This is a genomic window from Streptomyces sp. NBC_00386 (genome assembly GCF_036063235.1).
In the GTDB taxonomy this organism is placed as follows: domain Bacteria; phylum Actinomycetota; class Actinomycetes; order Streptomycetales; family Streptomycetaceae; genus Streptomyces.
In genome coordinates this window covers 7,111,265-7,136,101 of sequence record NZ_CP107950.1, presented here as the reverse complement: position 1 = coordinate 7,136,101, position 24,837 = coordinate 7,111,265, and the positions used below count along the sequence as shown (strand labels likewise).

At 71.0% G+C, this 24,837-nt stretch carries 20 protein-coding genes; 11 read left to right on the top strand and 9 right to left on the bottom strand.

Translation table 11 applies throughout. The features are described from left to right. The first annotated feature begins 207 nt into the window (after positions 1-207). Positions 208-882, top strand: a complete 675-nt coding sequence (locus OG780_RS31290; RefSeq protein WP_328453809.1) for a DUF4097 family beta strand repeat-containing protein — start codon at positions 208-210, stop codon at positions 880-882. A 114-nt stretch (positions 883-996) separates the two neighbouring features. Here OG780_RS31290 and OG780_RS31285 read toward each other — a convergent pair whose 3' ends face one another. After that, positions 997-2,178 carry a hypothetical protein gene (locus tag OG780_RS31285; protein ID WP_328453807.1) on the bottom strand — a complete coding sequence of 394 codons (1,182 nt, stop codon included), beginning with the start codon at positions 2,176-2,178 and terminating at the stop codon, positions 997-999. Next, positions 2,175-3,116 carry a 5-dehydro-4-deoxyglucarate dehydratase gene (locus OG780_RS31280; protein WP_328453805.1) on the bottom strand — a complete coding sequence of 314 codons (942 nt, stop codon included), beginning with the start codon at positions 3,114-3,116 and terminating at the stop codon, positions 2,175-2,177. The genes OG780_RS31285 and OG780_RS31280 overlap by 4 nt, the downstream gene beginning before the upstream one ends. 316 nt (positions 3,117-3,432) lie before the next feature. Here OG780_RS31280 and OG780_RS31275 point away from each other — a divergent pair, with 316 nt between their 5' ends. From OG780_RS31275 to OG780_RS31250, 6 genes are all read left to right on the top strand, one after another. Then, the gene (locus OG780_RS31275; protein WP_328453803.1) at positions 3,433-4,242 is read left to right on the top strand and encodes an NAD-dependent epimerase/dehydratase family protein; all 810 of its coding nucleotides are present in this window, start codon (positions 3,433-3,435) and stop codon (positions 4,240-4,242) included. A gap of 300 nt (positions 4,243-4,542) precedes the next feature. Beyond that, positions 4,543-5,313, top strand: a complete 771-nt coding sequence (locus OG780_RS31270) for a DeoR/GlpR family DNA-binding transcription regulator (RefSeq protein ID WP_326788501.1) — start codon at positions 4,543-4,545, stop codon at positions 5,311-5,313. Positions 5,314-5,423: 110 nt separating this feature from the next. Then, positions 5,424-6,794, top strand: a complete 1,371-nt coding sequence (locus tag OG780_RS31265) for an ABC transporter substrate-binding protein (RefSeq protein WP_328453800.1) — start codon at positions 5,424-5,426, stop codon at positions 6,792-6,794. Then, entirely contained in the window at positions 6,791-7,726 is a 936-nt protein-coding gene (locus tag OG780_RS31260; protein WP_328453797.1) for a carbohydrate ABC transporter permease, read from the top strand. Before OG780_RS31265 ends, OG780_RS31260 begins: the two co-directional genes overlap by 4 nt. After that, a complete protein-coding gene (locus OG780_RS31255; protein ID WP_328453795.1) occupies positions 7,726-8,577 on the top strand; it encodes a carbohydrate ABC transporter permease in 852 nt (283 codons plus the stop codon). Before OG780_RS31260 ends, OG780_RS31255 begins: the two co-directional genes overlap by 1 nt. Next, positions 8,574-9,566: a zinc-dependent alcohol dehydrogenase family protein gene (locus OG780_RS31250; RefSeq protein ID WP_328453793.1), complete on the top strand. Its 993-nt coding sequence runs from the start codon at positions 8,574-8,576 to the stop codon at positions 9,564-9,566. Before OG780_RS31255 ends, OG780_RS31250 begins: the two co-directional genes overlap by 4 nt. Positions 9,567-9,715: 149 nt before the next feature. Here the strand turns inward: OG780_RS31250 and OG780_RS31245 are convergent, their stop codons facing one another. Next, positions 9,716-10,159, bottom strand: coding sequence for an RICIN domain-containing protein (locus tag OG780_RS31245; protein WP_328453791.1), 444 nt, complete (start codon positions 10,157-10,159; stop codon positions 9,716-9,718). Between the two features lie 350 nt (positions 10,160-10,509). Here OG780_RS31245 and OG780_RS31240 point away from each other — a divergent pair, with 350 nt between their 5' ends. Further along, positions 10,510-11,709 carry a TerD family protein gene (locus OG780_RS31240; RefSeq protein ID WP_328458527.1) on the top strand — a complete coding sequence of 400 codons (1,200 nt, stop codon included), beginning with the start codon at positions 10,510-10,512 and terminating at the stop codon, positions 11,707-11,709. Positions 11,710-12,155: 446 nt separating this feature from the next. On the opposite strand, the gene OG780_RS31235 is transcribed toward OG780_RS31240, so the two are convergent. After that, positions 12,156-12,722 carry a TetR/AcrR family transcriptional regulator gene (locus OG780_RS31235; protein WP_326788495.1) on the bottom strand — a complete coding sequence of 189 codons (567 nt, stop codon included), beginning with the start codon at positions 12,720-12,722 and terminating at the stop codon, positions 12,156-12,158. A gap of 135 nt (positions 12,723-12,857) precedes the next feature. On the opposite strand from OG780_RS31235, the gene OG780_RS31230 reads away from it, so the two are divergent. After that, positions 12,858-14,312, top strand: coding sequence for an MFS transporter (locus OG780_RS31230; protein WP_328453789.1), 1,455 nt, complete (start codon positions 12,858-12,860; stop codon positions 14,310-14,312). 92 nt (positions 14,313-14,404) lie between these two features. On the opposite strand, the gene OG780_RS31225 is transcribed toward OG780_RS31230, so the two are convergent. The 3 genes from OG780_RS31225 to OG780_RS31215 form a co-directional block, all read right to left on the bottom strand. Then, entirely contained in the window at positions 14,405-15,994 is a 1,590-nt protein-coding gene (locus OG780_RS31225; protein WP_328453787.1) for a TROVE domain-containing protein, read from the bottom strand. Between the two features lie 518 nt (positions 15,995-16,512). Then, positions 16,513-17,970, bottom strand: coding sequence for an alkaline phosphatase PhoX (locus tag OG780_RS31220; RefSeq protein WP_328453785.1), 1,458 nt, complete (start codon positions 17,968-17,970; stop codon positions 16,513-16,515). A gap of 251 nt (positions 17,971-18,221) precedes the next feature. Next, entirely contained in the window at positions 18,222-19,655 is a 1,434-nt protein-coding gene (locus tag OG780_RS31215; RefSeq protein ID WP_328453783.1) for a hypothetical protein, read from the bottom strand. Between the two features lie 339 nt (positions 19,656-19,994). On the opposite strand from OG780_RS31215, the gene OG780_RS31210 reads away from it, so the two are divergent. Beyond that, entirely contained in the window at positions 19,995-21,821 is a 1,827-nt protein-coding gene (locus OG780_RS31210) for an endonuclease/exonuclease/phosphatase family protein (protein ID WP_328453781.1), read from the top strand. A gap of 158 nt (positions 21,822-21,979) precedes the next feature. Here OG780_RS31210 and OG780_RS31205 read toward each other — a convergent pair whose 3' ends face one another. Both OG780_RS31205 and OG780_RS31200 read right to left on the bottom strand, forming a co-directional pair. Next, positions 21,980-22,711 (bottom strand): SRPBCC family protein, encoded by a 732-nt coding sequence (locus tag OG780_RS31205; protein ID WP_328453779.1) that lies wholly within the window; start codon positions 22,709-22,711, stop codon positions 21,980-21,982. Positions 22,712-22,730: 19 nt separating this feature from the next. Beyond that, a complete protein-coding gene (locus tag OG780_RS31200; RefSeq protein WP_328453777.1) occupies positions 22,731-23,408 on the bottom strand; it encodes an ArsR/SmtB family transcription factor in 678 nt (225 codons plus the stop codon). Positions 23,409-23,592: 184 nt separating this feature from the next. Here OG780_RS31200 and OG780_RS31195 point away from each other — a divergent pair, with 184 nt between their 5' ends. Further along, positions 23,593-24,741 carry a YihY/virulence factor BrkB family protein gene (locus tag OG780_RS31195; RefSeq protein WP_328453775.1) on the top strand — a complete coding sequence of 383 codons (1,149 nt, stop codon included), beginning with the start codon at positions 23,593-23,595 and terminating at the stop codon, positions 24,739-24,741. The last annotated feature ends 96 nt before the right edge of the window (positions 24,742-24,837 follow it).

Here is a 24,837-nt window from a genome sequence, read left to right as displayed (position 1 = left end):
CCACGGAGCGTTCACCTTCAATCCATTGCAATGCACGGAACGAGAGGCGTTGCATTAAAACCAGAACCATTGCAATGAAATCTCGGCACCTACCTGCAATGACAACAGCATTGCGCAACAAGCATGTTGCCCGATCCTCGAATGCAACGTAGCGTTTCCAATGTCAGAAACACACGGAACGCACTCACGCAGACCATGGAGAGCATCATGCAGAAGTTCGACACCCCCGCCCCCGTCTCGGCCGTCCTCGACATCCCCGCCGGACGCATCCGGTTCATCGCGGCCGACCGCGCCGACACCACCGTCGAGGTCCTGCCCGCGGACGCCTCCAAGGGCCGCGACGTGAAGGCGGCGGAACAGACCGAGGTCTCCTACGCCGACGGCGTCCTGCGCGTCGAGATCCCCGAGGCGAGGAACCGGAGCATCGGCTCTTCCGGGTCCGTCGAGGTGACCGTGCGGCTTCCGGCCGGCTCCCGTGTCGAGGCGAAGGCGGCCGCCGCCGAGTTCCGCGGCGTGGGACGGCTCGGCGAGGTCACCTTCGAGGGCGGCCACCGCTCGGTCGAGCTCGACGAGGCCGACAGCGTCCGTCTGACCGGCCTCGACGCCGACATCACCGTCGGCCGCCTGAACGGCCCCGCCGAGATCAGCACCCAGAAGGGCGACCTGAAGATCACCGAGGCCACCCGCGGAACACTCACGCTGAGCACCCAGAAGGGGAACATCACCGTCGGCGCCGCCCCCGGGGTCTCCGCGGCCCTGGACGCCGGCACCACCTTCGGCCGGGTCAGCAACACGCTCAAGAACGCCGACGCGACTCCCGGCCTGACCATCCACGCGACCACCGCCCACGGCGACATCACCGCCCGCACGGTGACGGACTGAAGTCACGGCCCGCTCCGCCCTCCCCGCCCCCTTCACCCCGTCCGGGGCGCAGGGGGCGGAGTGGGTGCGGACGAGTGGGTGCAGCCCCGCGTGAGCGCGGAGAACGAGACCCCTCTAGTCGTCCAGCCCCGCCAGCGCCCCCCGCACCGCCTCCAGATCGGCGTCCGAGGCCAACCCCGCGTGATACAGGCGCAGTTCCGTAGCGCCGAGCTCGACCGCGCGGGCCGCGTCGGCCGCCAAGCCGTCCGGCCGGCCTCCCATCCCGGACACCACGGTGAGGTTGGCGGCCAGGACCCTCCCCCGCGCGCCCGCCCGCACCGCCTCCGCGAACGGCGTCAGCAGGCCCGCTCCTCCGGTGCACGGCACGACCACGCCGTCGGCCACGGACAGGATGCGCCCGGGGTCCACCCCGGCGTTGGCCCCGCAGTGGAAGGAGACGGGGTCGGCGTGCAGCAGCACCTGGAACCCGGCCGGCGCGGCGGAACGGACCGCCGCGACCGTCTCCTCCTGGAGCGAGCGGGCCACCTGGTCGCGCCAGACACGGGTGGCCGCCGCCGTCCCCGCCCCGAGCAGCTTCTCCACTCCGGCCCAGCCCCCGCCGGACGGCTCCCCCCGCCACACCGGCTCCAGCGCTCCGCGCACGAAGGACGCCAACTCCCCGGCGTCGAGGCCCTGTCGGTCGTACCCGTCCGCGCACGAGGCGCAGAAGCAGAGGGACATCAGATACTGCCCGGCGTCCCCGAGCGGCACCCCGCCGGTCTTGTCGTGGGCGTGCAGATGGGCGAGCCCGTACCAGCCGAGCGACTCCAGCTCCGTACCCGCCGCACCGGGCCGGACCGCCGCCTCCACCGCGAGGCCGGCCAGGTAGGCGCGGGTGGCGGGCTGGGCGACGCAGGGGGCCCAGGGGTAGCGGTCCCCGTAGGCGTTGACGACGGACGTCGTCGGATGCTCCTCCCCCATACGGGAGTTGTGCGCGAGCACGACCCAGGTGTGGACGTCGAGCCCCGCCCCGGCGAGCGCGGCGGCGGCCTCGCCGTACGCGTCACCGGGCGCCCAGTCGCCGGCCGGGTACGGGCGAAGGGCCCGGCCTCGCCACCGCGTCTCGTCCACGGGGAAGAGCACGGCGGCGTGCGAGGCGGTGACGATCCGGTGCCGCGGATGGCGGGGGGTCAGCGCGCGCGTGGAGTGATAGGCGGACGCGAGGGTCACCTGACGGACGCCGAGACCGGCGGTCCTGGCGGCGGCCTCCGGGTCCCCGTTGACGTCCCAGGGGTAAAGGAACGCGGACGTCCTCACATGTCCTCCTCGATGAGCGCGTACCCGCGCTCGATGAGCTGCGCGAGCTGCTTGACATGGTCCTCGGCCGGTTCGTGCAGCGGGGGCCGGACCTCGCCGACGTCCAGTCCGCGCAGCCGGACACCCGCCTTGACGAGGGCGACCGCGTAGCCGCGTCCCCGCGCCCGCAGGTCGACGAAGGGCCGGTAGAAGCCGTCCAGCAGCCGGTTCACCGTCGTGTCGTCCCCGGTGTTCAGGGCCCGGTGGAAGGCCAGCGCGATCTCGGGGGCGAAGCAGAAGACCGCCGAGGAGTAGAGCGTGATGCCCAGTCCCCGGTAGGCGAGCCCGGTCAGTTCGGCCGTGGGCAGGCCGTTGAAGTAGAGGAAGTCGCCCGGCGTCTCGCTCCGCACGGCACTGACGATGCGCTGCATCAGGTCCAGGTCGCCGAGCCCGTCCTTGAAACCGATGATCCCCTCGGTGCGGGCGAGTTCGACCACGCTCTCGGGGGTGAAGACGGCGTTGTCCCGCTGGTAGACGATGACGTCCAGGGAGGTGGCGGCGGTGATCTCCCGGTAGTGCCGGAGCAGCCCCTCCTGCCCGGCCGTCACGAGATACGGCGGCATGGCGAGCAGCCCGTCGGCCCCGGCGGCCTCCGCGAGGCGCGCGTAGCGCACGGCGAGGGCGGTCCCGTATCCGGCGCCCGCGATCACCGGGACGCGCCCCTCGGCCGCCTCCACCGCGGCCCGTACGCACGTCTCGAACTCCTCGGGCACGAGCGCGTGGAACTCGCCGGTGCCGCAGCACGCGAAGACCGCCGCCGCGCCGGCCTCGACGCCACGCCGCACATGCTCCCGGTAGACGCCGGGATCGACGGTGCCGTCGGGGCCGTACGCGGTGACGGGGAAGAAGAGCGGCCCGCTGGGGATGCTCAGCCGAGCGGCAAGAGGGGCTGACGTCACGGACTCTCCCTAAAAGGTGCCCACTGAGTGCATGTTTCTGATCCATGTCCATATCTCTGAACTCGCCCACGCTAAGCCGCCACCTCGGGGCCGGTCAAGCACGCAAACCCGCAACACGGAGGCGGATTCCGCTCCTCCGCGCGACACTTGACGCGGCACGTCAGCACTCTTAGCGTGTCCATGGATATGAATGCCATACACGTATAAGTCTGATGGGTAGAACCCGCCGACCGCCCGACACCCGGCCCCAGCCCCAGCCCCAGCCCCAGCCCCAGCCCCAGCCCCAGCACACCGTCCCGCACGGAGGAGACCCCGCATGCCCGCTCCCCGCACCGTTCTGCTCACCGGCGCCGCCGGCGGACTCGGCACCCTGATGCGCGGGCTGCTGCCGGAGTACGGCTACGAACTGCGCCTGCTCGACATGCTCCCGGTCGAGGGCGAACCGGAGGCGATCACCGCGGACCTGGCCGACCGGGCGGCGCTGCGCGAGGCGGTGCGGGGCGTCGACGCGGTCATCCACCTCGCGGGCATCTCCCTGGAAGCCTCCTTCGACAAGATCCTCAAGGCGAACATCGAGGGGACCTACAACCTGTACGAGGCGGCGCGCGAAGAAGGCGTACGCCGTGTCGTCTTCGCCTCCTCCAACCACGCGGTGGGCTTCACCCCCCGCCCGCGGGGCGACGACCCCCTGATCCCGGTCGGCACCCCGCGCCGCCCCGACACCTTCTACGGGCTCTCCAAGTCGTTCGGCGAGGACCTGGCCCAGCTCTACTGGGACAAGCACGGCCTGGAGACCGTCTCGGTGCGCATCGGGTCCTGCTTCGCGGAGCCGTCCAGCGTGCGCATGCTCTCGGTGTGGATGAGCCCCGAGGACGGCGCCCGCCTCCTCCACGCGGCCCTGACCGCGAAGGACGTGGGACACACGGTCGTCTACGGCTCGTCCGCCAACACCCGCCTGTGGTGGGACCTTTCGACGGCGCGGGCCCTCGGCTACGAACCGCGCGACGACTCCGAGCCGTACGCCGAGAAGCTCATCGCCGAACAGGGGGAGCTCGACCCCGACAACCCGGACCACGCCCACCTGGGCGGACACTTCACGACACACCCGCCGATCTGGCCGTACTGACGCGGCCGGGACGGTGTACCCCGGGCGGACAGCGGAGCCGCCCGGCGCAGAGGCGGGCGGGCACCGAACGGGCCCGCCCGCTCCCGTGTTCGGGCACGGCCCCTGCCCGGTTCTCCTTCCTCACCCGCTCCGCCCCAGGTCCGCCGCGGGCGGCCACGGCGCCGAACGGGCACAGCCGGGCAGCATCGGGCCCGTAACAGGCCTGGTCAGTGGCAGACACCCGCTGTAGAACTTCCCTCAAGGGCCCACCGGGTCCGAACGGGCAGTGCGCGACGGAGCGCGAGGAAGCGAGTGACGGCGATGACGGCCATGACGGCGGAAGAACGGCAGCGCGAGATCGTCCGGGCTGCGCGCCGCACCGGCTCGGTCGACGTCACCGAACTCGCCGGCGAACTGGGCGTCGCCAAGGAGACCGTACGGCGGGATCTGCGCACCCTGGAGGACCACGGTCTGGTGCGGCGCACCCACGGTGGCGCCTACCCCGTGGAGAGCGCGGGTTTCGAGACGACGCTCGCCTTCCGTACGACGAGCCATGTGCCCGAGAAGCGCCGGATCGCCGCGGCGGCGGCCGAGTTGGCCCGGGACGCCGAGACCGTCTTCGTCGACGAGGGATTCACCCCGCAGCTCATCGCCGAAGCGCTGCCCAGGGACCGGCCGTTGACGGTCGTGACCGCCTCCCTCGCCACGGCCGGGGCGCTCGCCGAGGCCGACAACACGAGCGTCCTGCTGCTCGGCGGCCGGGTCCGCCCCGGCACACTCGCGACCGTCGACCACTGGACGACGAAGATGCTCGCCGGCTTCGTCATCGACCTGGCGTTCATCGGCGCCAACGGCATCTCCCGCGAACACGGCCTCACCACCCCCGACCCGGCGGTCAGCGAGGTCAAGGCACAGGCGATCAGGGCTTCCCGGCGCACGGTCTTCGCCGGTGTGCACACCAAGTTCGGCGCGGTCAGCTTCTGCCGGTTCGCCGGCATCGGCGCCCTGGAGACGATCGTCACGAGCACACTGCTCCCGGCCTCCGAGGCGCACCGCTACTCGCTGCTGGGCCCCCAGGTCATCCGCGTCTGACTCCCGGCCCAACTCCCCTCTCCACCCCGTGTGAACGCCCGACTCACCCCCTCCGGGGCACCCCCATGCCCCGCGCCTCCCCTTGTCCCCCATTCCTCCAGGAGTGATCCATGCGAACCCCGAGCCGACGGAGGCCGCGCGCACTGCTCGCCGCGGCCGCCGCAGGGACGCTGCTCACCCCGCTCCTCTCCGGCTGCTGGACCGGAGCGGGCGGGACGGGCTCCGGCGGGAACTCCATCAACGTCCTGATGGTCAACAACCCGCAGATGGTCGAGCTGCAGAAGCTCACCAGGGCCCACTTCACCCGAGAGACCGGCATCGAGGTGAACTTCACCGTCCTGCCGGAGAACGACGTCCGCGACAAGATCAGCCAGGACTTCGCCAACCAGGCGGGCCAGTACGACGTCGCCACGCTGTCCAACTACGAGATACCGATCTACGCCCGCAACGGCTGGCTGCACGAGATGGACTCGTACGTCCGCCACGACAGCGGGTACGACGAGCGGGACATCCTGAAGCCCATGCGGCAGTCGCTGACCGCCGCCGACGGAAAGCTGTACGGACAGCCGTTCTACGGCGAGTCGTCCTTCCTGATGTACCGCAAGGACGTGTTCGCCGCGAAGGGCCTGAAGATGCCCGCGCACCCCACCTGGCGGCAGGTCGCCGCCCTCGCGGCGAAGGCGGACGGCGCCGAGTCCGGCATGAAGGGCATCTGCCTGCGCGGCCTGCCCGGCTGGGGCGAGGTCATGGCCCCGCTCACCACCGTGGTGAACACCTTCGGCGGCACCTGGTTCGACAAGGACTGGAAAGCGCGCCTGGACTCCCCCGAGTTCGAGAAGGCCACCAGGTTCTACGTGAACCTCGTACGCGAGCACGGCGAGTCCGGCGCGGCCCAGTCCGGCTTCGCCGAGTGCCTCAACAACATGACCCAGGGCAAGACCGCCATGTGGTACGACGCCACCTCCGCCGCGGGCCTGCTGGAGGCCAAGGACTCCCCGGTCAAGGGCAAACTCGGCTACGTGCCCGCGCCGGTCGAGAAGACCGGGTCCTCCGGCTGGCTCTACACCTGGGCCTGGGGACTCCAGAAGGCCTCGCACAACCCGGACAAGGCCTGGAAGTTCATCTCGTGGGCCTCCGGCAAGGGATACGAGCAGTTGGTCGGGGACACCGCCGGCTGGTCGAACGTCCCCGCGGGCAAGCGCGCCTCGACGTACACGAACGCCGCCTACGTCAAAGAGGCCGCGGCCTTCCAGGACATGACCCGCGCGGCCATCGAGGGGGCCCGGCCACGCGACCCCGGCGTCCAGCCGCGCCCCGCGCCCGGCATCCAGTTCGTCGGCATCCCCGAGTTCACCGACCTCGGCACCAAGGTCTCGCAGGAGATCAGCGCGGCCATCGCCGGGCGCCAGTCCGTCGACTCGGCGCTGAGCAAGTCCCAGAAGCTCGCCGAGAAGACCTCCGAGGAGTACCAGGGCCGATGACCGCCACGACAACGGCCCGCGTGGCCGCTCCTCCCGTACGCACCCACGGACAACCGTCGGCCCGGCTGCGCGCCTGGGCCCGACGCGGACCGCTGCTCCCGGCCCTGATCTTCATGATCGCGGTGACCCAACTGCCCTTCGTGGCCACGCTGGTGATCTCGTTCTTCGACTGGAACGCCCTCTACCCGAAGGCCCGCCACTTCACCGGCTTCGGCAACTACACGGACGTGCTGACCGACGCCGGCCTGCGGCACTCCGTGGGGACGACGATCCTGCTGACCGTCACCGTCGTCCTGGTCAGCCTCGTCCTGGGTCTGCTCCTGGCCCTGCTCCTCGACCGCAGGTTCCGGGGGCGCGGCATCGTCCGCACCCTGCTGATCGCACCGTTCCTGGTGGTCCCGGTCGCCGCCGCCCTGCTGTGGAAACACGTGCTCTTCAACCCCGAATACGGTCTGCTGAACGGCCTGTTGCACTACGTCGGCGGCCCGCAGCCCGACTGGATCTCGAACACCCCGCTGCTCGCGGTCGAGGCGTCCCTGGTCTGGCAGTGGACACCGTTCATGATGCTGATCCTGCTCGCCGGCCTGCAGAGCCGCGACCACCAGCAGATCGAGGCGGCGCGCGTGGACGGCGCGAACGACTGGCAGGTCTTCCGCCACCTCACCCTCCCCCACCTGCGCCGCTATCTCGAACTGGGGGCCCTGCTGGGCTCGATCTACATCGTGCAGAACTTCGACGCGGTCTTCACGCTCACCTCCGGCGGCCTGGGCACCGCCAACCTGCCCTACACCGTGTACCAGAGCTTCTACCAGGCCCACGAGAACGGCCTCGCCTCCGCCGCGGGCGTCCTCGTGGTCATCGGCTCCATCGTCATCGCGACCTTCGCCCTGCGCGTGGTGTCGTCCCTGTTCCGCGAGGAGGGATCCCGCTGATGAGCGCCACCGCGACACACGTCCGCCCCCGCCGCGCCAGGGGAACCGGCCTCGGCCTGGCGGCCTGGGCACTCGGCATCGTGTTCTTCCTGCCGATCGCCTGGATGGCCCTGACGTCCTTCCACTCCGAACCGGACGCGGCGAAGAACCCGCCCGCCTTCGGCGCGGCCCTGACCCTCGACGGCTACCGGGAGTTCTTCGGCACCGGCGGCGGCGCGAGCCCCTGGCCCGCGCTGGTCAACTCCACCGTGGCGTCCGTGGCTTCCACCCTCCTCGTCCTGCTGCTGGCCCTCCCCGCCGCGTACGCCCTCTCGATCCGCCCGGTGAAGAAGTGGACGGACGTCCTGTTCTTCTTCCTGTCGACGAAGATGCTGCCGGTCGTGGCGGGCCTCCTCCCCATCTACCTCTTCGCCAAGAACACCGGCCTGCTCGACAACATCTGGCTGCTGGTCATCCTCTACACCTCCATGAACCTGCCGATCGCGGTGTGGATGATGCAGTCGTTCCTCGCCGAGGTGCCCGTCGCGGTGATCGAGGCCGCGCGGATCGACGGCGCCCGGCTGCCGACGGTCCTGGCCCGCGTCGTCGCCCCCATAGCCCTCCCCGGCATCGCGGCGACCGCCCTGATCTGCTTCATCTTCAGCTGGAACGAACTGCTCTTCGCCCGGGTGCTCACGGGTGTGGTCGCCGAGACCGCCCCCGTCTTCCTGACCGGATTCATCACCAGCCAGGGACTGTTCCTGGCGAAGGTGTGCGCCGCGTCGCTCGTCGTCTCCCTGCCGGTGCTCGCCGCGGGGTTCGCCGCCCAGGACAAGCTGGTCCAGGGCCTGTCGTTGGGAGCCGTGAAATGAAGGCCGCAGTCATCGAGTCCGTGGGCCGCGCCGTCGTCGCCGAGGTCCCCGACCCGACGCCGGGCCCCCGCGAGGTCGTCGTCGAGGTCGCCGCCTGTGGCCTGTGCGGCACCGATCTGCACATCCTCCAGGGCGAGTTCGCGCCGAAGCTGCCGATCGTGCCGGGCCACGAGTTCGCGGGCGAGGTGGTCGGCGTCGGCACCCGGGTCACGGAGCTCGCGGTCGGCGACCGGGTGGCCGTCGACCCGTCCCTGTACTGCCACGAGTGCCGCTACTGCCGTACGGGCCACAGCAACCTCTGCGAGCGGTGGGCCGCGATCGGCGTGACCACCGCGGGCGGCGCCGCCCAGTACGCGACCGCCCCCGTCGCCAACTGCGTGAAGCTCCCCGAGCACGTCGCCACCCAGGACGCGGCCCTGATCGAACCGCTCTCCTGCGCCGTCCGCGGCTACGACGTCCTGCGGTCCCGGCTCGGCGCGCACGTCCTGGTCTACGGCTCCGGAACGATGGGCCTGATGATGCTGGAGCTCGCCAAGCGCACCGGCGCGGCGAGCGTGGACGTCGTCGACGTGAACCCCGACCGGCTGGCCACCGCCCGGCTGCTCGGTGTCTCCGCGTCCGCGGCGAACGCCGACGAGCTGGACCGCCCCCAGGGCTGGGACGTGGTCGTCGACGCGACCGGAAACGCGGCGGCGATCCAGGACGGCCTGGACCGGGTGGCGAAGGCGGGCACCTTCCTCCAGTTCGGCGTGGCCGACTACGCGACCCGGGTCACCATCGACCCGTACCGCGTCTACAACCAGGAGATCACCATCACCGGCTCGATGGCCGTCCTCCACAGCTTCGAACGCGCCGCGGAACTCTTCGCCGCGGGCGTCCTCGACCCGTCGGTCTTCATCAGCGACCGCCTCCCCCTGACGAGCTATCCCGAGGCACTGGAACAGTTCGCGTCGGGCGTGGGACGCAAGATCGTCGTCGTGCCCGAGTAGTGCCCCGGAAAGGGGTGAAGCAGCGCCCTGGGACATCACGTGGCCGGAGCCCTCGGACAGTGGCTTCGTGAACCGGAGCACGCGAACCGAGGCACGAACCGTGGCCGGTGCCCGGGCCGGTCGCCGGCCCGGGCACCTGGTTCACGCCGCTACTCCATGGGCTGGAACATCCATGCCTGGCGTGCGTTGCCGACGTCGAGCGGCCGCAGGGCGAGCCGGGGCGGGAAGATCCGCAGCAGGCTGAGGTCCAGGGCCAGCTCCTGGCCGTCGACGGGGCCTCCGGGGACGACGATGTGGAAGATGCCCGGCTGCGCACTCTGGTAGAGCGCCCATTCGCGCGCTTCCGGGAACCCGGCGATCGGCTTGTTCACCTCCGGATCGGAGTCGAAGGACAGATACGTCCCGCTCCTGAGATTGCGCAGCGTGCAGTTGCCGTTGCCGAGATTGTCCAGCTGCCACTCCTGCTCGCCGGGATTGCCGGTGGGCGGCAGCAGCACAACAGCCGTCTTGGGCTCCGACGACCCTCGCTCCATGGTGAGCATCTGCTCGCCGGGACGGGTGATCACACAGGTTCCGTTCGGTACGGGGGGCAAGGCCGACTCCATTTCTGACGTGCGGCGCCCACGCGGACACCGCTGATCGTTCGGGCCGAGGCATCCCTTCCCCGCCGACATGCGACCAAGATCGACAAAGCCCTGCGTCACTCTTCAGGGGGACATTCAATTCATCCCGGTGTTCGATCGGCTCACCGAAAGAGTGATGCGGTACCGCGGGAGCGCCGTCTGTGACCGGGGGCTCCACCCAGACGTCCGAGGGCTTCCTTCACACACCCGCCAGGAGCGAATCCGAATGTCGGGGGCGAAGGAGGACATGGCCCCGCAACTCACCCCTTGGGTAAGGGAACGGTAAAGCGCCTCCGCTCGTTACCCCAGGCATGACAGCTATGACCCCCGGCTCGAACATCCCTCTCCCCGTCTCGCGCGTGACGGTGGACGTCACCGCCCCGGTGCGGCTCGACGTGTCGAGCCTGCTGCTCACCGCCGACGGCAAGGTGCGCTCCGACGAGGACTTCATCTTCTACAACCAGCCCACCGGCCCCGGCGTGACCTACCGCTCCGGCGGCGGCACGGCGCCGGACGCGATCACGGTCGACACCACCGCGGTCCCCCCGGGCATCGAGAAGATCGTCGTCACCGCGAGCCCGGACGCCACGGGCCAGTCCTTCCAGGGCATCGAGCCCACCGCGACGATCCGCAACGCGGACGACAACACGGTCCTGGCCACCTTCACCCCTCCCCAGCTGGGCACCGAGACGGCCCTCGTGATCGTCGAGGTCTACCTCCGCAACGGCGCCTGGAAGGCCCGCGCGGTCGGCCAGGGCTATGCGAACGGCCTGGCGGGCATCGCCACCGACTTCGGCGTGAGCGTGGAGGAACCCGCCCCGGCCGCACAGCCCGCCCCCGCGGCGCAGCCGCCGGCCCCGGCCGCGGACCCCCGCCTCGCCGCTCCCCGGCCCCCGGCCGCTCCCCCGGTCCCGCCCATGCCCCCCGCGCCTCCGGCCACCGGCAAGATCAACCTCGACAAGGGCCGGGTCAGCCTCCAGAAGAACCAGACGGTGTCCCTGGTCAAGGGCGGCGCCCCGCTCCTCTCCAAGGTCCAGATGGGCCTCGGCTGGGAACCCGCCTTCCGCGGCAAGGACATCGACCTGGACGCCTCGGTCATCGCGTACGGCCCGCAGCGCAACCACATCGACAGCTGCTACTTCGGCAAGCTCTCGATCGTGAACGGCGCGATCAAGCACTCCGGCGACAACCTCACGGGCGAGGGCGGCGGGGACGACGAGGTGATCACCGTCGACCTCGGCCGTCTCCCCCAGGAGGTCACCGGCCTGGTCTTCACGGTCAACTCCTTCTCCGGCCAGAAGTTCACCGAGGTGGCCAAGGCCTACTGCCGCCTCATCGACGCCGCCAGCGGCGAGGAGCTCGTCCGCTTCGACCTCACCAACGCCGAGGCCCAGACGGGCGTCATGATGGCCAAGCTGATCAAGCAGTTCTCCGGCGAGTGGGACATGACGGCCATGGGCAACTTCGTCAAGTCCCGCACGGTCCGCGGCATGGTGAAGCCGGCAGCAGAGTCCCTCTGACCCCCGGGCCACACCCCACCCGCAGCCGGGCCGGAGGCCACCCGAACCCGCGCCCCGGCCACGACGCACCCGCAGCCGGGAACGCACGGGAGGGGCCGTGCCGGTACATCGGATGCCCGTCGCTTACGCCCGGATCGAGCAGCGGCTCGCTCCGGACCGAGGTCTGATCCAACGGCGACGGGTGGATGTACCGGCACGGCCCCGACCCACCCACCGGAGCCGCACCGCACCGCACCCGGCAGACGCCAGCGCAGCGAACCGGCACGGCGGCCCCGCCCCCCACCACCAGACCCGCACCACACCCGCGAACGCCAGCGCAGCGAACCCGCACGACCCCGACCCACCCACCGGAGCCGCACCGCACCCGGCAGACGCCAGCGCAGCGAACCGGCACGGCCCCGATCCACCCCCCACCGGACCGCCCGCCCCCGGTGCCCCCCGGAGGGCTACGCCCGCAACCCCTCCGTCAACAACAAGAGATACCGACGGATGTACGCCCCGTCCCCGCTCCCGAGCTCCGACGCGGTGGCCACCCCGTGCGCCAGCCGCAGCACGTCGATCGGCTCCACATCGGTCCGCAGGGTCCCCTCGCGCTGAGCCGCCTCGACCAGCCGCGCCGCCGCCCCCTTCACAAAGGCCCCGCACCGGTCCAGCAGCTCGGAACTCCCGTCCGCGACGGCCGACCCGAGCAGCGCCTTCAGCCCACGCACCTGGATCATCCCGAGGCTCAGTTCGTTGAGCCATTCCACGAGCGCCTCACCCGGCGGCAGCTCCGCCGCGATCTCGTCCGCGCGCACGGCGATCGCCTCGATGGTGTCCACGTAGACCGCTTCGAGCAGCGCCTGCCGGGTGGGAAAGTGCCGGTACAGCGTCCCGGATCCCACGCCGGCCCGCTTGGCGATGTCGTCCAGAGACGCGCCTTCCCCGTGCTCGGCGAACGCGACCGCCGCCTCCGCGAGGAGCCGCTCATAGTTCCGCCGCGCATCCGCCCGCATCGGCTTCACCTGGGCCATTCAGATACTCCTTGCGAACCGGGGACCCTCTCCGTATCTTGGCGAGGGTTAAACGGAGACAGTCCCCGCTTATTTCGCGGGCAGTCCGTGCTGCCCACTCGCACCGTACCGGGGACGTCGGACCAGGAGAACTCCATGCCCACCGGCACCCCCGCCGCCGACAGCCCGTCAGCCGGCTTACGCCCGAGCCGGCTCAGTCCCGCGGACGAGACCGGCACCACCGCCCTTCTCGTCATCGTGACGGCCTATCTGATGGTCGGAATCGACTCCACCGTCGTCAACGTCGCCCTGCCGGACGTCCAGCGGGACCTCGGCTTCACCCCCACCGGCCTGTCCTGGGTCCTCAACACCTACACCCTCGCCTTCGGCGGCCTTCTCCTCCTCGGCGGCCGGATCGGCGACGTCGCGGGCCGCCGTCGCATCCTCACCGCCGGCGCCCTCCTCTTCGCCGCCGCCTCACTGCTCGGCGGCCTCGCGACCGAGAGCTCCTGGCTGCTCGCGGCCCGCGCGCTCCAGGGCGTGGGCGCCGCGCTCATCGCCCCCAGCACCCTCGCCCTCATCACGACCGGTTTCCCCGAGGGCCCCCGACGCCACCACGCCCTCGGCGTCTACTCCTCGATGGCCGGGATCGGCGCGTCGGTCGGCCTGGTCCTCGGCGGTGTGCTCACGTCGTGGGCGTCCTGGCGCTGGTCCCTGCTGATCAACGTACCGATCGGCATCGCGGTCGCCACCGCCCTGCCGCGCTTCGTCACCGAGACCCCGCGCCACGCGGGCCGCTTCGACGCGGCGGGGGCGCTCACCGGCACGGCGGGCACGGCCTCGCTGGTCTACGCGTTCATCCGGGTCTCGGAGCGGGGCTGGAGCGACACCCGGGCGATGCTGGGCTTCAGCACGGCGGCGGCCCTGCTCGTCGGCTTCCTCCTGGTGGAGAGGCGCGCGGAGCAGCCGATCATGCCGCTGCGTCTCTTCGCCGACCGCAACCGGGCGGGCGGTTACGCCGGTGTCCTGCTCCTGCCCGCCGGCATGTTCGGCGCGTTCTACTTCCTCACCCTGGTCAGCCAACAGGCCCTCGGATACAGCCCGTTGCGCACGGGGTTCGCCTTCCTGCCGATGACTCTGGTGATGTTCACGACCGTGCGTCTCGTGCCACGGCTGCTCCAGCGCTTCGGCACCAGGCCCGTCCTGCTGTCAGGCATGTCCCTGATCGCCGTCGCGGGCGCCTGGCTGTGGCGACTGGAGCCCGGCGACGGCTACCTCGCCGGCCTGCTGGGGCCGTTGCTGGTGATGGGGCTGGGCGTCGGCCTGAGCTTCCTGCCGCTGAACGCCACCATCCTCGCGGGCGTCGGACCGCGTGAGGCGGGATCCGCGTCCGGACTGCTCCAGACCCTCCAGTGGCTCGGCGGCACCCTCGGACTCTCCGTCCTGGTCACCGTCTTCGGCACGGCGACCCGGCACTCCCGCGGCTCACCGTCGGAGATCCTCACCGAGGGCTCGGCCCGCGCGTTCGGCGCCGGTTCCCTGATCGCCCTGACCGCACTGCTGCTGTCGGCGTTCGTGATCACCAGCACCGCACGCGAACGCGGGGCGTGAGAGGCCGGCCCCGCCTGGCCCGGCACGCACGGGGGCGCGGCCCGTACCGAAGTACGGGCCGCGCCCTGTCCCGGACCCGAGGGCCTCACCCCTCAGCCGGCCTGGACCCACGGCCAGTCCGCGTCCCGCGCCGACTCCAGAAGCGGAACCATCCGGAAAGCCGCGTCCGAGAGTCCCCCGAACGTGTGCCTGTTGCCCTTCCCCGAGGGTCCGTGGCCCGCGCGGTAGCCGGCGAGGTTCCAGGTGTAGACCGGGACGTGCGCCGGTACCTGCTCGGTCGGGTCGCCGAACTGGCTGTACATGGCCTGCTCGTCGGTCACGATGAGGACCCGGTCGTGCTTCTTGTAGTGCGCGCGGACCGCCTCGGTCGTGTCGGTGCCACCGAGGTCACCGAACCGCCCGATGACCTTGAGCACGGACTCGCCCGCGCTGAAGTCCACCCGCTTGCTGGTGGTGCCGAACTCGACGAGATCCGCGTCCGCCGCCCGCAGCGCGAGCGCCGTGCCGAAGATCGCCGCCGCGTCGGCCCGGTTGAGCTCGGAACGCTCCGACAGACGCGAGTAGAACATCGAGCCCGAACGGTCCACGAGCACCAGCGTCCGGCCGGGCAGCGCGGGCACGTTGGCCAGCGAGTGACCGAGCGCCTGCTCCAGCGGGTACGACCAGCGCAGCGACGGCGCGTGCTGGTAGGCCGCGAGGTAGCGGAACGGGAACTGCCGCGAGCGCGCGACCTCCGCCGGGTCACTGATCTTCGCGGCGACCTGTGCCGCCACCTCGTCGCTGACGCCGGCCTCGTCGAAGTTGCGCAGGTTGCGGACGAGCGCCATGGCGCCCATGGACGGAATGACGGCCTCCCAGGCCGCCTTGTCCATCGGCCCCTGAAGCCAGCCCGCCAGCGCCTCCCAGGTCATCCCCGCGTCCGCCAGGCGCCGCGCCCCCTGCGCACCGGTCACGACCTTGCGCCGCTTGGCGGGCCGCAGCGCCATCAGGTCGCGGTGGGCGGCCAGCACGGGCAGCGACTTGGGGACGACGGCCGTGTCCGGGTTGTGGCGCCGGTCCAGCGCGTACTGGAACAGGTCGCCCTGCCAGGACTTGTCCGGATCCGGCGCCGCGTGGACGAGGTTGAGGACGTCGCCGAAGCGGTACCCCTTGGACGCGGTGTCGTACTTCAGCAGCGACTTGCCGTGGTAGAGACGCCGCACGGCGTCGGCGATGCCCCGCTTGACGGGCTTGGGCACGTTGCGGCCGTACCGGGAGGTCCAGTAGGCGAGCAGCTCGCCCGGCTCGTCCGGCCGGCGCAGTACGGAGGCGACGACCTGCCGGTTGGCCGGGCCGTCGGTGGCGCCCGCGTCCAGGCGCGCCTTCACGTACTCGGCGGCGCCCACGAGCGCGGCCGTGCGCAGGTTTCCCTCTCCGCGCAGCCAGCCCAGCAGTCCGGCGGTCCAGGACGGGTCGGAAACGGCGAGCTCGCGCACGAGCGCGGCGAACCGGTCGTCGCGGGCCTCGCCGGTCTCGTAGAAGGTCTGCTGCGAGACGAAGTTGGCGATCGCCAGGAGGAAGAGCTCGGAGTGCGCGTCGCGCTCCTGGCCCCGGCCGCCCTGGTGTGTCCGCAGCACCCGGCCGGTGGACGTCACGCGGGAAGTGGGCTGCGCCTTGGCCGCCTTGGTGTTGAATCGTGCCATGGTGAATTCCCCCGAATTCGTTCTACGACGGTGAAGTCGCGTTTCGGAGGGAGGCACAGCAAATGGAGGGTGCCCGAGATCAGGAGTCGGCGACGGACTTGTTCAGACGCTCTGCCAACTGAGCTACACCGACCCGAGGTCGATGACGGGACTTGAACCCGCGACATTCCGATCCCGATGAAGTAACCGTTGCCTGCGCACCGGGCACCCACCATGAGCTGCGCCTCCCGAGATCAAGTCGGCCACGGCACGGATTCTTTGAGAGAGAAGTAGCCGCGGCCCGCGCACCGGGAGGTGCATGAAGTTGTGGTGTCCAGAGTTCAGGTTCGGCTGAACCGACATAGGTGCTCTAACCCCTGAGCTACACCGGCGCGTTGTACCGGTGGCGGGACTCGAACCCGCGGCCGCCCCGTTATCAGTGGAAGTAGGTCCTGCCTTCGCACCTGGACAGGAATCACTTTAGGAGGGCGGCCGCGCGTCGGGCGAGCGAATTAAATCGCCGGGGAAACGGCGGGAGTTCAGCCGCGCTTCTGGCGCTTCCAGGGGCCGGTGATGGCGAGCATGATGCCCGGCACCTGGATGTTGGCGTAGAGGGTCCGGCCGTCGGGCGAGAAGGTGACGCCGGTGAACTCGCTGTATTCCGGCGCCTCGGCGGTGCCGATGTTCAGCTCGTTGCGGGCGATCGGGTACGTACGGCCGCTCTCGGTGGCGCCGAAGAGGTGCTGAACGCCCTCGCCGTCCTCGGCGATGACGAGGCCGCCGTACGGGGAGACGGTGATGTTGTCGGGGCCGTCGAAGGCGCCGTCGACGGACGGGTCGGGGTTCACGCCGATGAGGACCTTCAGCGTCAGGGTGCGGCGCTTGGGGTCGTAGAACCAGACCGCTCCGTCGTGCGCCTGGCCGGGGCTCTCGGTGCGGGCGTAGGAGGAGACGATGTAGACGCCGCCGTCGCTCCACCACATGCCCTCGAGCTTGCGGGCGCGGGTGACCTGGCCGGCCGTGAACTGCTTGCGGACGGACACGGTCCTGGCGTCACGGTCCGTGACGTCGACCCAGTCCACGCCGTACACGGTGCCGATCTTCGTGGCACGGGAGAGGTCGTCGACGAACTTGCCGCCGGAGTCGAAGCACTTGAAGGCCTGGAGCGACCCGGCGTCGTCGGCGAGGGTGCGGAGCTTTCCGTGGCCGTGCTCGAAGCCCTGCGGGGGCGTCCAGCGGTACAGCAGGCCGTTGGGGTTCGAGGCGTCCTCGGTGAGGTAGAGGCGGTCACGCTTGGGGTCGACGACGACGGCCTCGTGCGCGTAGCGGCCGAGCGCCTTGATCGGCTTGGGGTTCCGGTTGCGGCGGCGGTCCTCGGGGTCGACCTCGAAGACGTAGCCGTGGTCCTTGGTGAAGCCGTTGGTGCCGGCCTTGTCCTCGGTCTCCTCGCAGGTGAGCCAGGTGCCCCAAGGAGTGTTGCCGCCGGCGCAGTTGGTGGCCGTGCCGGCGATGCCGACCCATTCGGCGACCTTGTCCCGGCGCACCTCGACGACCGTGCAGCCGCCCGCGGCGGCGGGGTCGTAGACGAGGCCTTCGGTGAGCGGCACCGGGTAGGGCCAGTTGGCACGGGGGCCGGCCAGCTCGTGGTTGTTGACCAGGAGGGTGGCGCCGCGCGGGCCCTCGAAGGTGGACGTTCCGTCGTGGTTGGAGGGCGTGAACTCACCCGACTCCAGCTTGGTCCTGCCGCTGTGGGTGATGACGCGGTAGGAGAACCCGGCGGGCAGCGAGAGGAGGCCCTTGGGATCGGTGACGAGCGGGCCGTAGCCGACGCCGCCGTGGCGGGACTCCGCCGAGTCCTCACCCGCGCCCCCGGTCTCCGTCTCCGTGGCGGCGAGCGCGTTGGGGGCGGTGGCAAGGGCGCCCACGCTGCCGATCAGGGCCACGCCTGCACCGGTGATCGCGGACTGCCTGGCGAAGTCCCTGCGAGAGAGCGACATGTGATGTCTCCTGTGACGGTGGACTCGGACTGTCTTGGGGGGCGGCTGGCGACCTCGGATCGCGGCCACACCGTCCCGCCCTCCCCTGAACACGAGTTGAACGCGCGCCGACTTCCGAGGGCCCGCTTGCGTGAATCCACCCGACCGGCGCACGGAACGGGCCGCTCCGGGGAGCGACCCGCCCGGACCCGGCACACGGGCCCGGCAGACGGCGCCGGGCACACGGTGACCGAGTCACCTCACCGGCGGTGTCACACTCCCTGCTGCGACCGGGCCTTGAACGCCGCCTTGCGGGCCTCCTTGGCGACCTTCTTGTCGGGGTGAAGACGGCCCATGGCCTCCAGGACGTCCGGGGCGGCGGGGTGATCGACCCGCCAGGCCGTGTCGAAGAAGCCGCTGTGCTGCCGGGCCAGGCCCTCGACCAGGGACTGGAGCTCCGCGGAGTTCCCCTCCGCGGCGAGCTGTGCCGCCACCGTGTCGATGGTCAGCCAGAAGACCATCGCCTCGGACGGCGGGGGCACGTCGGGCGCGCCGCGCTCGGAGAGCCAGACCCGGGCGAGACCGCCCAGTTCGGCGTCGTCGAGCACCTCGCGCAGCGCCGGCTCGGCCTCCGTGCCGACGAGCGCGAGGGCCTGCTGGCAGTGCAGGCGGCGCAGCGGGGCGTTCGGGTCCGCGCCACGCGCCGCGGAGAGCAACTCCTGTGCGGCGGGGAGCGGTTCACGCCGGGCGAGCCATTGCTCGATCTCGGCCTGGGCGGCGGTCGGAGGGAAGCCGACCGTGCCGTCCAGCAGTGTGTCCGCGCCCTTGTCGGTCAGCTCGCCGACCGCGGGGGCGGAGAAGCCCGCCTCGATCAGCCGGGCGCGCAGTCCGTACAGACCGAGCGGTGTCAGGCGCACCACCCCGTACCGTGACACGTCCATGTCGTCTGCGGGGGCCGACTCCTCGGCGGCCTCCGCCATCAGGGCCTCGTCGACCGGCTGGAACTCGACGAGTCCGATGGGTTCCAGCAGCCTGAACTGCTCGTCGAGCCGCATCATGGCGTCCGAGACCTGTTCCAGGACGTCGTCGGTGGGCTCCCCCATGTCGTCGGGAAGGATCACCGAGGCGGCGAGCGCGGGCAGCGGCACCGACACCTCGCCGAGCGCGTCCTCGCCGACGGTCAGCAGATACAGGTTGCCGAGCACCCCGTCGAGGAGCGCGGACTCCGCATCCGGGTCCCAGTCCAGCGAGGAGAGGTCGATCTCGCCCTCCTCGTCCATGGCGTCGACGAGACCGCCGAGGTCGGGCACGCTCGCGTCGGCCAGCACGACGTCGAGGGCGCCGAGCCAGAAGCCGAGGACGTCCTGCGGGGCGCCGGAGGTGAGCAGGGCGAGGTCCTCGCCCTGGGTGACGGTGCCCTCCGCCTCGTCCTCCTCGTCCGCGATCTCGACGAGCCCGGTGTCGACGGCCACCCGCCAGGCCTCACCGGCGAGGGCGGCCGCGTCGTCACCGGTCAGGCCGAGGACTCCGGCCGCCTCGGGAAGCTGTTCCTCGACGAGTTCACCTCCGGCGCCGACACGGGTGGCGGGACCTGCCCAGCGGGCCAGCCGCGCGGCGCGGGAGAGCAGCGGCGCGGCGAGCGCGTCCCGCGCCAGCCGCGCCTCGGAGTGCAGTCGCACGGGCGGCAGGGAAGAGCTGTCTGACATCGGCTGAGTTCTCCTCCGAACACCATCGGTCACGGCGTGCGCCGGATCCCGCCGGGCGCCGACGGGCCCGAGGCCCGGGGGCGGCCCGGGAAATCCGTGCCGACTGCTCAGCCTAGACGGATTTCCACCCATGCCGCCCGGTTCATGTGTCCGACAGGTCTCGTACACCGTCGAAACCTTGACAACTCCCCCCGCCACACACGAGATTGACGCGCGTAGAAGTTCAACGGCCGTACGGCCAGACCCCTCTACGCGCGTCACTGGCCCGCAAGCAGGTCGCGCTCCCCCCACCAGTCCACCCTCGTCCCGGCGCTCACGAACGTCCCCGGAGGGATTCCCTTGCCGAGCAAGAGAACCGCGCGCATCGGCGCGCTGACCGTCGCCGCGGTCTGTTCCACCGTCTCCGCCGTTGTGCTCACCACACCGGCCCAGGCGGACACCGTCCACATCCACGACATCCAGGGCACCACCCGGACCTCCCCCCTCGCGGGCACGAAGGTCACGGACGTGCCCGGCATCGTCACCGGCGTGCGGACATACGGTTCGTCCAAGGGTTTCTGGTTCCAGGACCCCACCCCGGACGCCGACCCCGCCACCAGTGAGGGCGTCTTCGTCTTCACCAGCTCCGCCCCCAAGGTCGCCGTCGGCGACTCGGTCACGGTGACGGGCACGGTCTCGGAGTACGTCCCGGGCGGCGTCTCCACCGGCAACCAGTCGGTCACCGAGGTCACCAAGCCGACGGTCACCGTCGTCTCCAACGGCAACGCCGTCCCGGCCGCGACGGTCGTCGACGCCAGGTCCGTGCCGGACGACTACGCCCCGGCCGGCGACACCGCCGCGGGCGGTTCGGTCAACGCCCTCACCCTGCAGCCGGCGACGTACGCCCTGGACTACTACGAGTCCCTCGAGGGCACGAACGTCCAGGTCGCCGACACCCGCGTGGTCACCGCCACCGACCCGTACACCGAGCTGTGGGTCACGGTGAAGCCGCACGAGCACGCCACCCACCGCGGCGGCACGGTGTACGGCTCGTACACCTCGCAGAACACCGGACGGATACAGATCCAGTCCCTCGGCGCGACCGCCGACTTCCCGACCGCGAACGTCGGCGACAAGCTCACCGGCACCACGGCGGGTCCGCTCGACTACAACCAGTTCGGCGGCTACACCCTCGTCGCCAACCAGCTCGGCACCCTTCAGAAGGGCGGTCTGGAGCGCGAGACCACCCGGAAGCAGTCGCGCGGTGAGCTGGCGGTGGCGACGTACAACGTCGAGAACCTGGACCCGGGCGACGGCACGTTCGCCGCGCACGCGTCCGCGATCGTGAACAACCTGAACTCGCCCGACATCGTGTCCCTGGAGGAGATCCAGGACAACAACGGCGCGACGGACGACGGCACGGTCGCCGCCGACCAGACGGTGAACAAGCTGATCGACGCGATCGTCGCGGCGGGCGGCCCGAAGTACGACTGGCGCTCCATCGACCCGGTCAACGACCAGGACGGCGGCGAGCCCGGCGGCAACATCCGTCAGGTCTTCCTCTTCAACCCCGGGCGGGTCTCCTTCACCGACCGCGCGGGCGGCGACTCGACGACCGCCGTCGGGGTCACCAAGGTGCACGGCAAGGCGCAGCTCACCGCGTCGCCCGGCCGCGTCGACCCGGCGAACGAGGCCTGGAAGAGCAGCCGCAAGCCGCTCGCGGGCGAGTTCGTCTTCCGCGGACACACGGTCTTCGTGATCGCCAACCACCTCAACTCCAAGGGCGGTGACCAGGGGCTGACCGCGCAGTACCAGCCCCCGGCGCGCAGCTCGGAGGTCCAGCGGCACGCCCAGGCGACCGAGGTGAACGCCTTCGTCGACGAGATCCTGAAGACGCAGAAGAACGCCGACGTCATCGCGCTCGGCGACATCAACGACTTCGAGTTCTCCGACACGGCCAAGATCCTGGAGGGCGACGGCGAGCTCTGGTCGGCGATCAAGTCGCTGCCGAAGAGCCAGCGTTACACGTACGACTACCAGGGCAACGCCCAGGTTCTCGACCAGATCCTGGTCAGCCCGTCGATCCGCAAGGACTGCGGCCTGGAGTACGACAGCGTGCACATCAACTCGGAGTTCTCCGACCAGATCAGCGACCACGACCCGCAGGTGCTGCGGTTCCGCCCGTAGTCGCTCCGGTACGCGAGAGCCCGGCCCCGTCGTCCGGGGGGCCGGGCTCTTCGCCTGCTCGCAGCGACCGCTCCACCGATCGTGGAGCGTGATTCCGCCTGGACTGCGGAGGGTGACTCCTCCGGCCTGCGGGAGGCGGCTCCCCGGCCGGGCACCGGTCAGCCCGCGAAGACCCCGTCGAGCCAGCCCTTCCAGGCGGTCTCGTTGCCCTTGGCGTCGGCGCCGGGCGCGAAGTCGTGGACGCTCATGCCGACCGGCGCGCCCCAGCGGCCCCGCCCGAAGAAGCGGACGAGCGCGCTGTCGGTGCGCAGCCCGATGAAGTACGGGTTGCGGTAGTCGAGTACGGCGTCGAAGTCCTCGCCGCCGGGTCCCTTCGCCCGCACCCGCGCGCCCCCGGCGGTGTCGTCCGAGAGGCCGAGCGCCCTTCCGACGGCCGCGAAGGCGTCGGAGTCCGCGGACACGCCGGGCCCGTCGAAGGTCGCGAAGGCCACCGGCCGGCCCGCGAAGTGGGTCACGTACTCGCGCAAGGTGTGCAGATAGAAGTCGGTGTGCTTGTCGGCCCCGTCGTACTGGTTGTCCCAGTCGTCGGTGAAGATGCCGCTGTGCACGTACCGGACCCAGGAACTGCGGCCGTCGTCGCGGGGCTCGATGGTGTGGTCGATCTGGTTGAGGCTCTGCGTCGGGAACCCGACGTCCTCGGTGCGCACGGTCAGCCGGTGCGGCGGGTCCCAGGTGGTGATGGTGCTGCCGAAGGGTCCGGCCCCGCCCTCGTGCGGCTCGTACTCCATGGGCCACAGCCAGCCGCCGCTGCCGCTGGTGATCGCGTCCCACACCCGGCCGGGCGGAACGTCGACCTCGTACTCGCGGGCGACCTCGAATTCCTTGGGCATGATGATGACTCCTGGCTGATCAGTGGGTGGTTTCAGGGCCCGCAGGGGCCTCTACGGCTTCGGGTCCGGCCACGGCTTCGGCCCGCGCCACGGCCTCGGGTCCGGCCGCTGCCTCGGGTTTGACCGTGGGGTGGACGGCGACGACGATCCGGTGCGGGCGCCCTGCCTCCGCGTCCCCGTCGTGGTACTTGCGGATGAGCGCGCTCACCCCGGCCGTCAGCTCCTCGATGAACGCGGCACGGTCGGCCGCCGAGGCGAAGGTCACCTCGCCGTCGAGCGCGTACGTCGCGAGCCGCTTGCGGGCTTTCGCGGCTCCGGTGACCAGAAGGCCGACGTCCCGGACGAGCCGGGCGCCGAGCGCGAGGAGCCAGCGGGCGGACAGCTGGTCCCGGAAACGGTCGGGATCGGGCTGTACGGCGGCCAGCGCCTGGGGCGAGATGACGTACGACGCCGCGGTCGCGCGCATCATCCGCTCGGTGACGTTCCCCTTGCGGCGCTCGCCCGCCAGCTCGACCAGGGAGTGCCGCTCCAGGATCTTGAGGTGGTAGTTCACCTTCTGCCGGGGCAGGCCGACCTTGCCGGCCAGCATGGCGGCCGACGCGGGCCCGGCGGCCAGTTCGGCGAGCAGCCGGGCCCGTACGGGGTCCAGCGACACGGCGGCGGCCTCGGCGTCCTCGATCACGGTCACGTCCAACATGACTCCAGCCTCCCACCGAAAACTTTTCTTGTCCAGACAGTTCGAATCGTCGGTGAGTCTCAGGACCTGAGTCCTCGGGTGGCCTGAGTTCCCAGGGTGCCGGAGTACGCGAAGGCCCGCGTTCCGGAGCGGCCCGGGCGCTCCCGACGGGCTTCAGGAGCCGGATCCGGGCAAGACGGCGGTCATGGACGAGAAGCGACCGGAATCGAAGCGGCGAGCTCTTCCGGACACGGTCACGGACGCGGACACCGGCACGAGCACCGGCACCAGGACGAGTACGGGCACAGGCACGGGCACGCGGACGGCGGCGCCCGCCGGGAAGGACGGTCCCGTCAGGCTGCCCGCGCGAGCGTGGTGGTCCGCGGTCTGGCGCACGGTGAAGGAGTTCCGCGACGACGAACTCGCCGACCGCGCGGCGGCATTGACCTACTACGGCGTGCTGTCGCTGTTCCCCGCGCTGCTGGTGGTGGTCTCCCTCCTGGGTGTCATGGGGCAGCGCGTCACGGACAGACTCCTCGACAACGTGGGGGACTTGGCGCCGGGCCCGGCGCGCGACATCCTGCGGGACGCGGTGACGCAGCTGGCGCACAGCGGCGGTACGGGCGGGGTGCTGGCGATCGTCGGGCTGCTCACGGCGCTGTGGTCCGCGTCCGGGTACGTCGGCGCCTTCATCCGTGCGTCCAACGCCGTGTACGACCTGCCGGAGGGCCGTCCGGTCTGGAAGGTCACGCCGCTCAGGCTGGCGCTCACCGTCACGCTGATGCTGCTCCTCACCGGGAGCGCGATCATCGTGGTGTTCACCGGGCCTCTGGCCGAACGCGCCGGTACCGCGTTCGGGCTCGGCGGCGCGGTGATCACCACGTGGTCGATCGTCAAGTGGCCCGTCCTGCTGGTGTTCGTGGAACTGATGATCGGGCTGCTGTACTGGGCGGCGCCCAACGTCTCCGGCCGCGGCTTCCGCTGGTTCAGCGCCGGCAGCGTCCTCGCCACCCTGGCCTGGCTGACCGCGTCCGCGGGATTCGCCGTCTACGCCGCCGGCTACGGCTCGTACAACAAGACGTACGGAACGCTCGCGGGCGCCATCGTCTTCCTCGTCTGGCTCTGGCTCACCAACCTCGCCATCCTCCTGGGCCTGGAGTTCGACGCGGAACTGGCCCGCCAGCGCGCCATCACCCACGGCCGGCCCCCGACCGAGGAGCCCTACGTCGAACCGCGTGACACCCGCAAGTGGCCGCCGCGTCTGCGGGCGTTGCGCGCGGCCCGGGAGAAGGTGGAGACAGGGATCGCGCCGACGCGTGCCGAAGCCGGCCGGGACACCCCCGAGCGGGTGTGAGGGGAGGGGTCGGCGGCGAGCGTACGACGCGGCGGCGGACCGGCGTCCGGTCCGCCGCCGCGTCATTCCCCTCCGGCTCCTTCGATTACCCGGCCC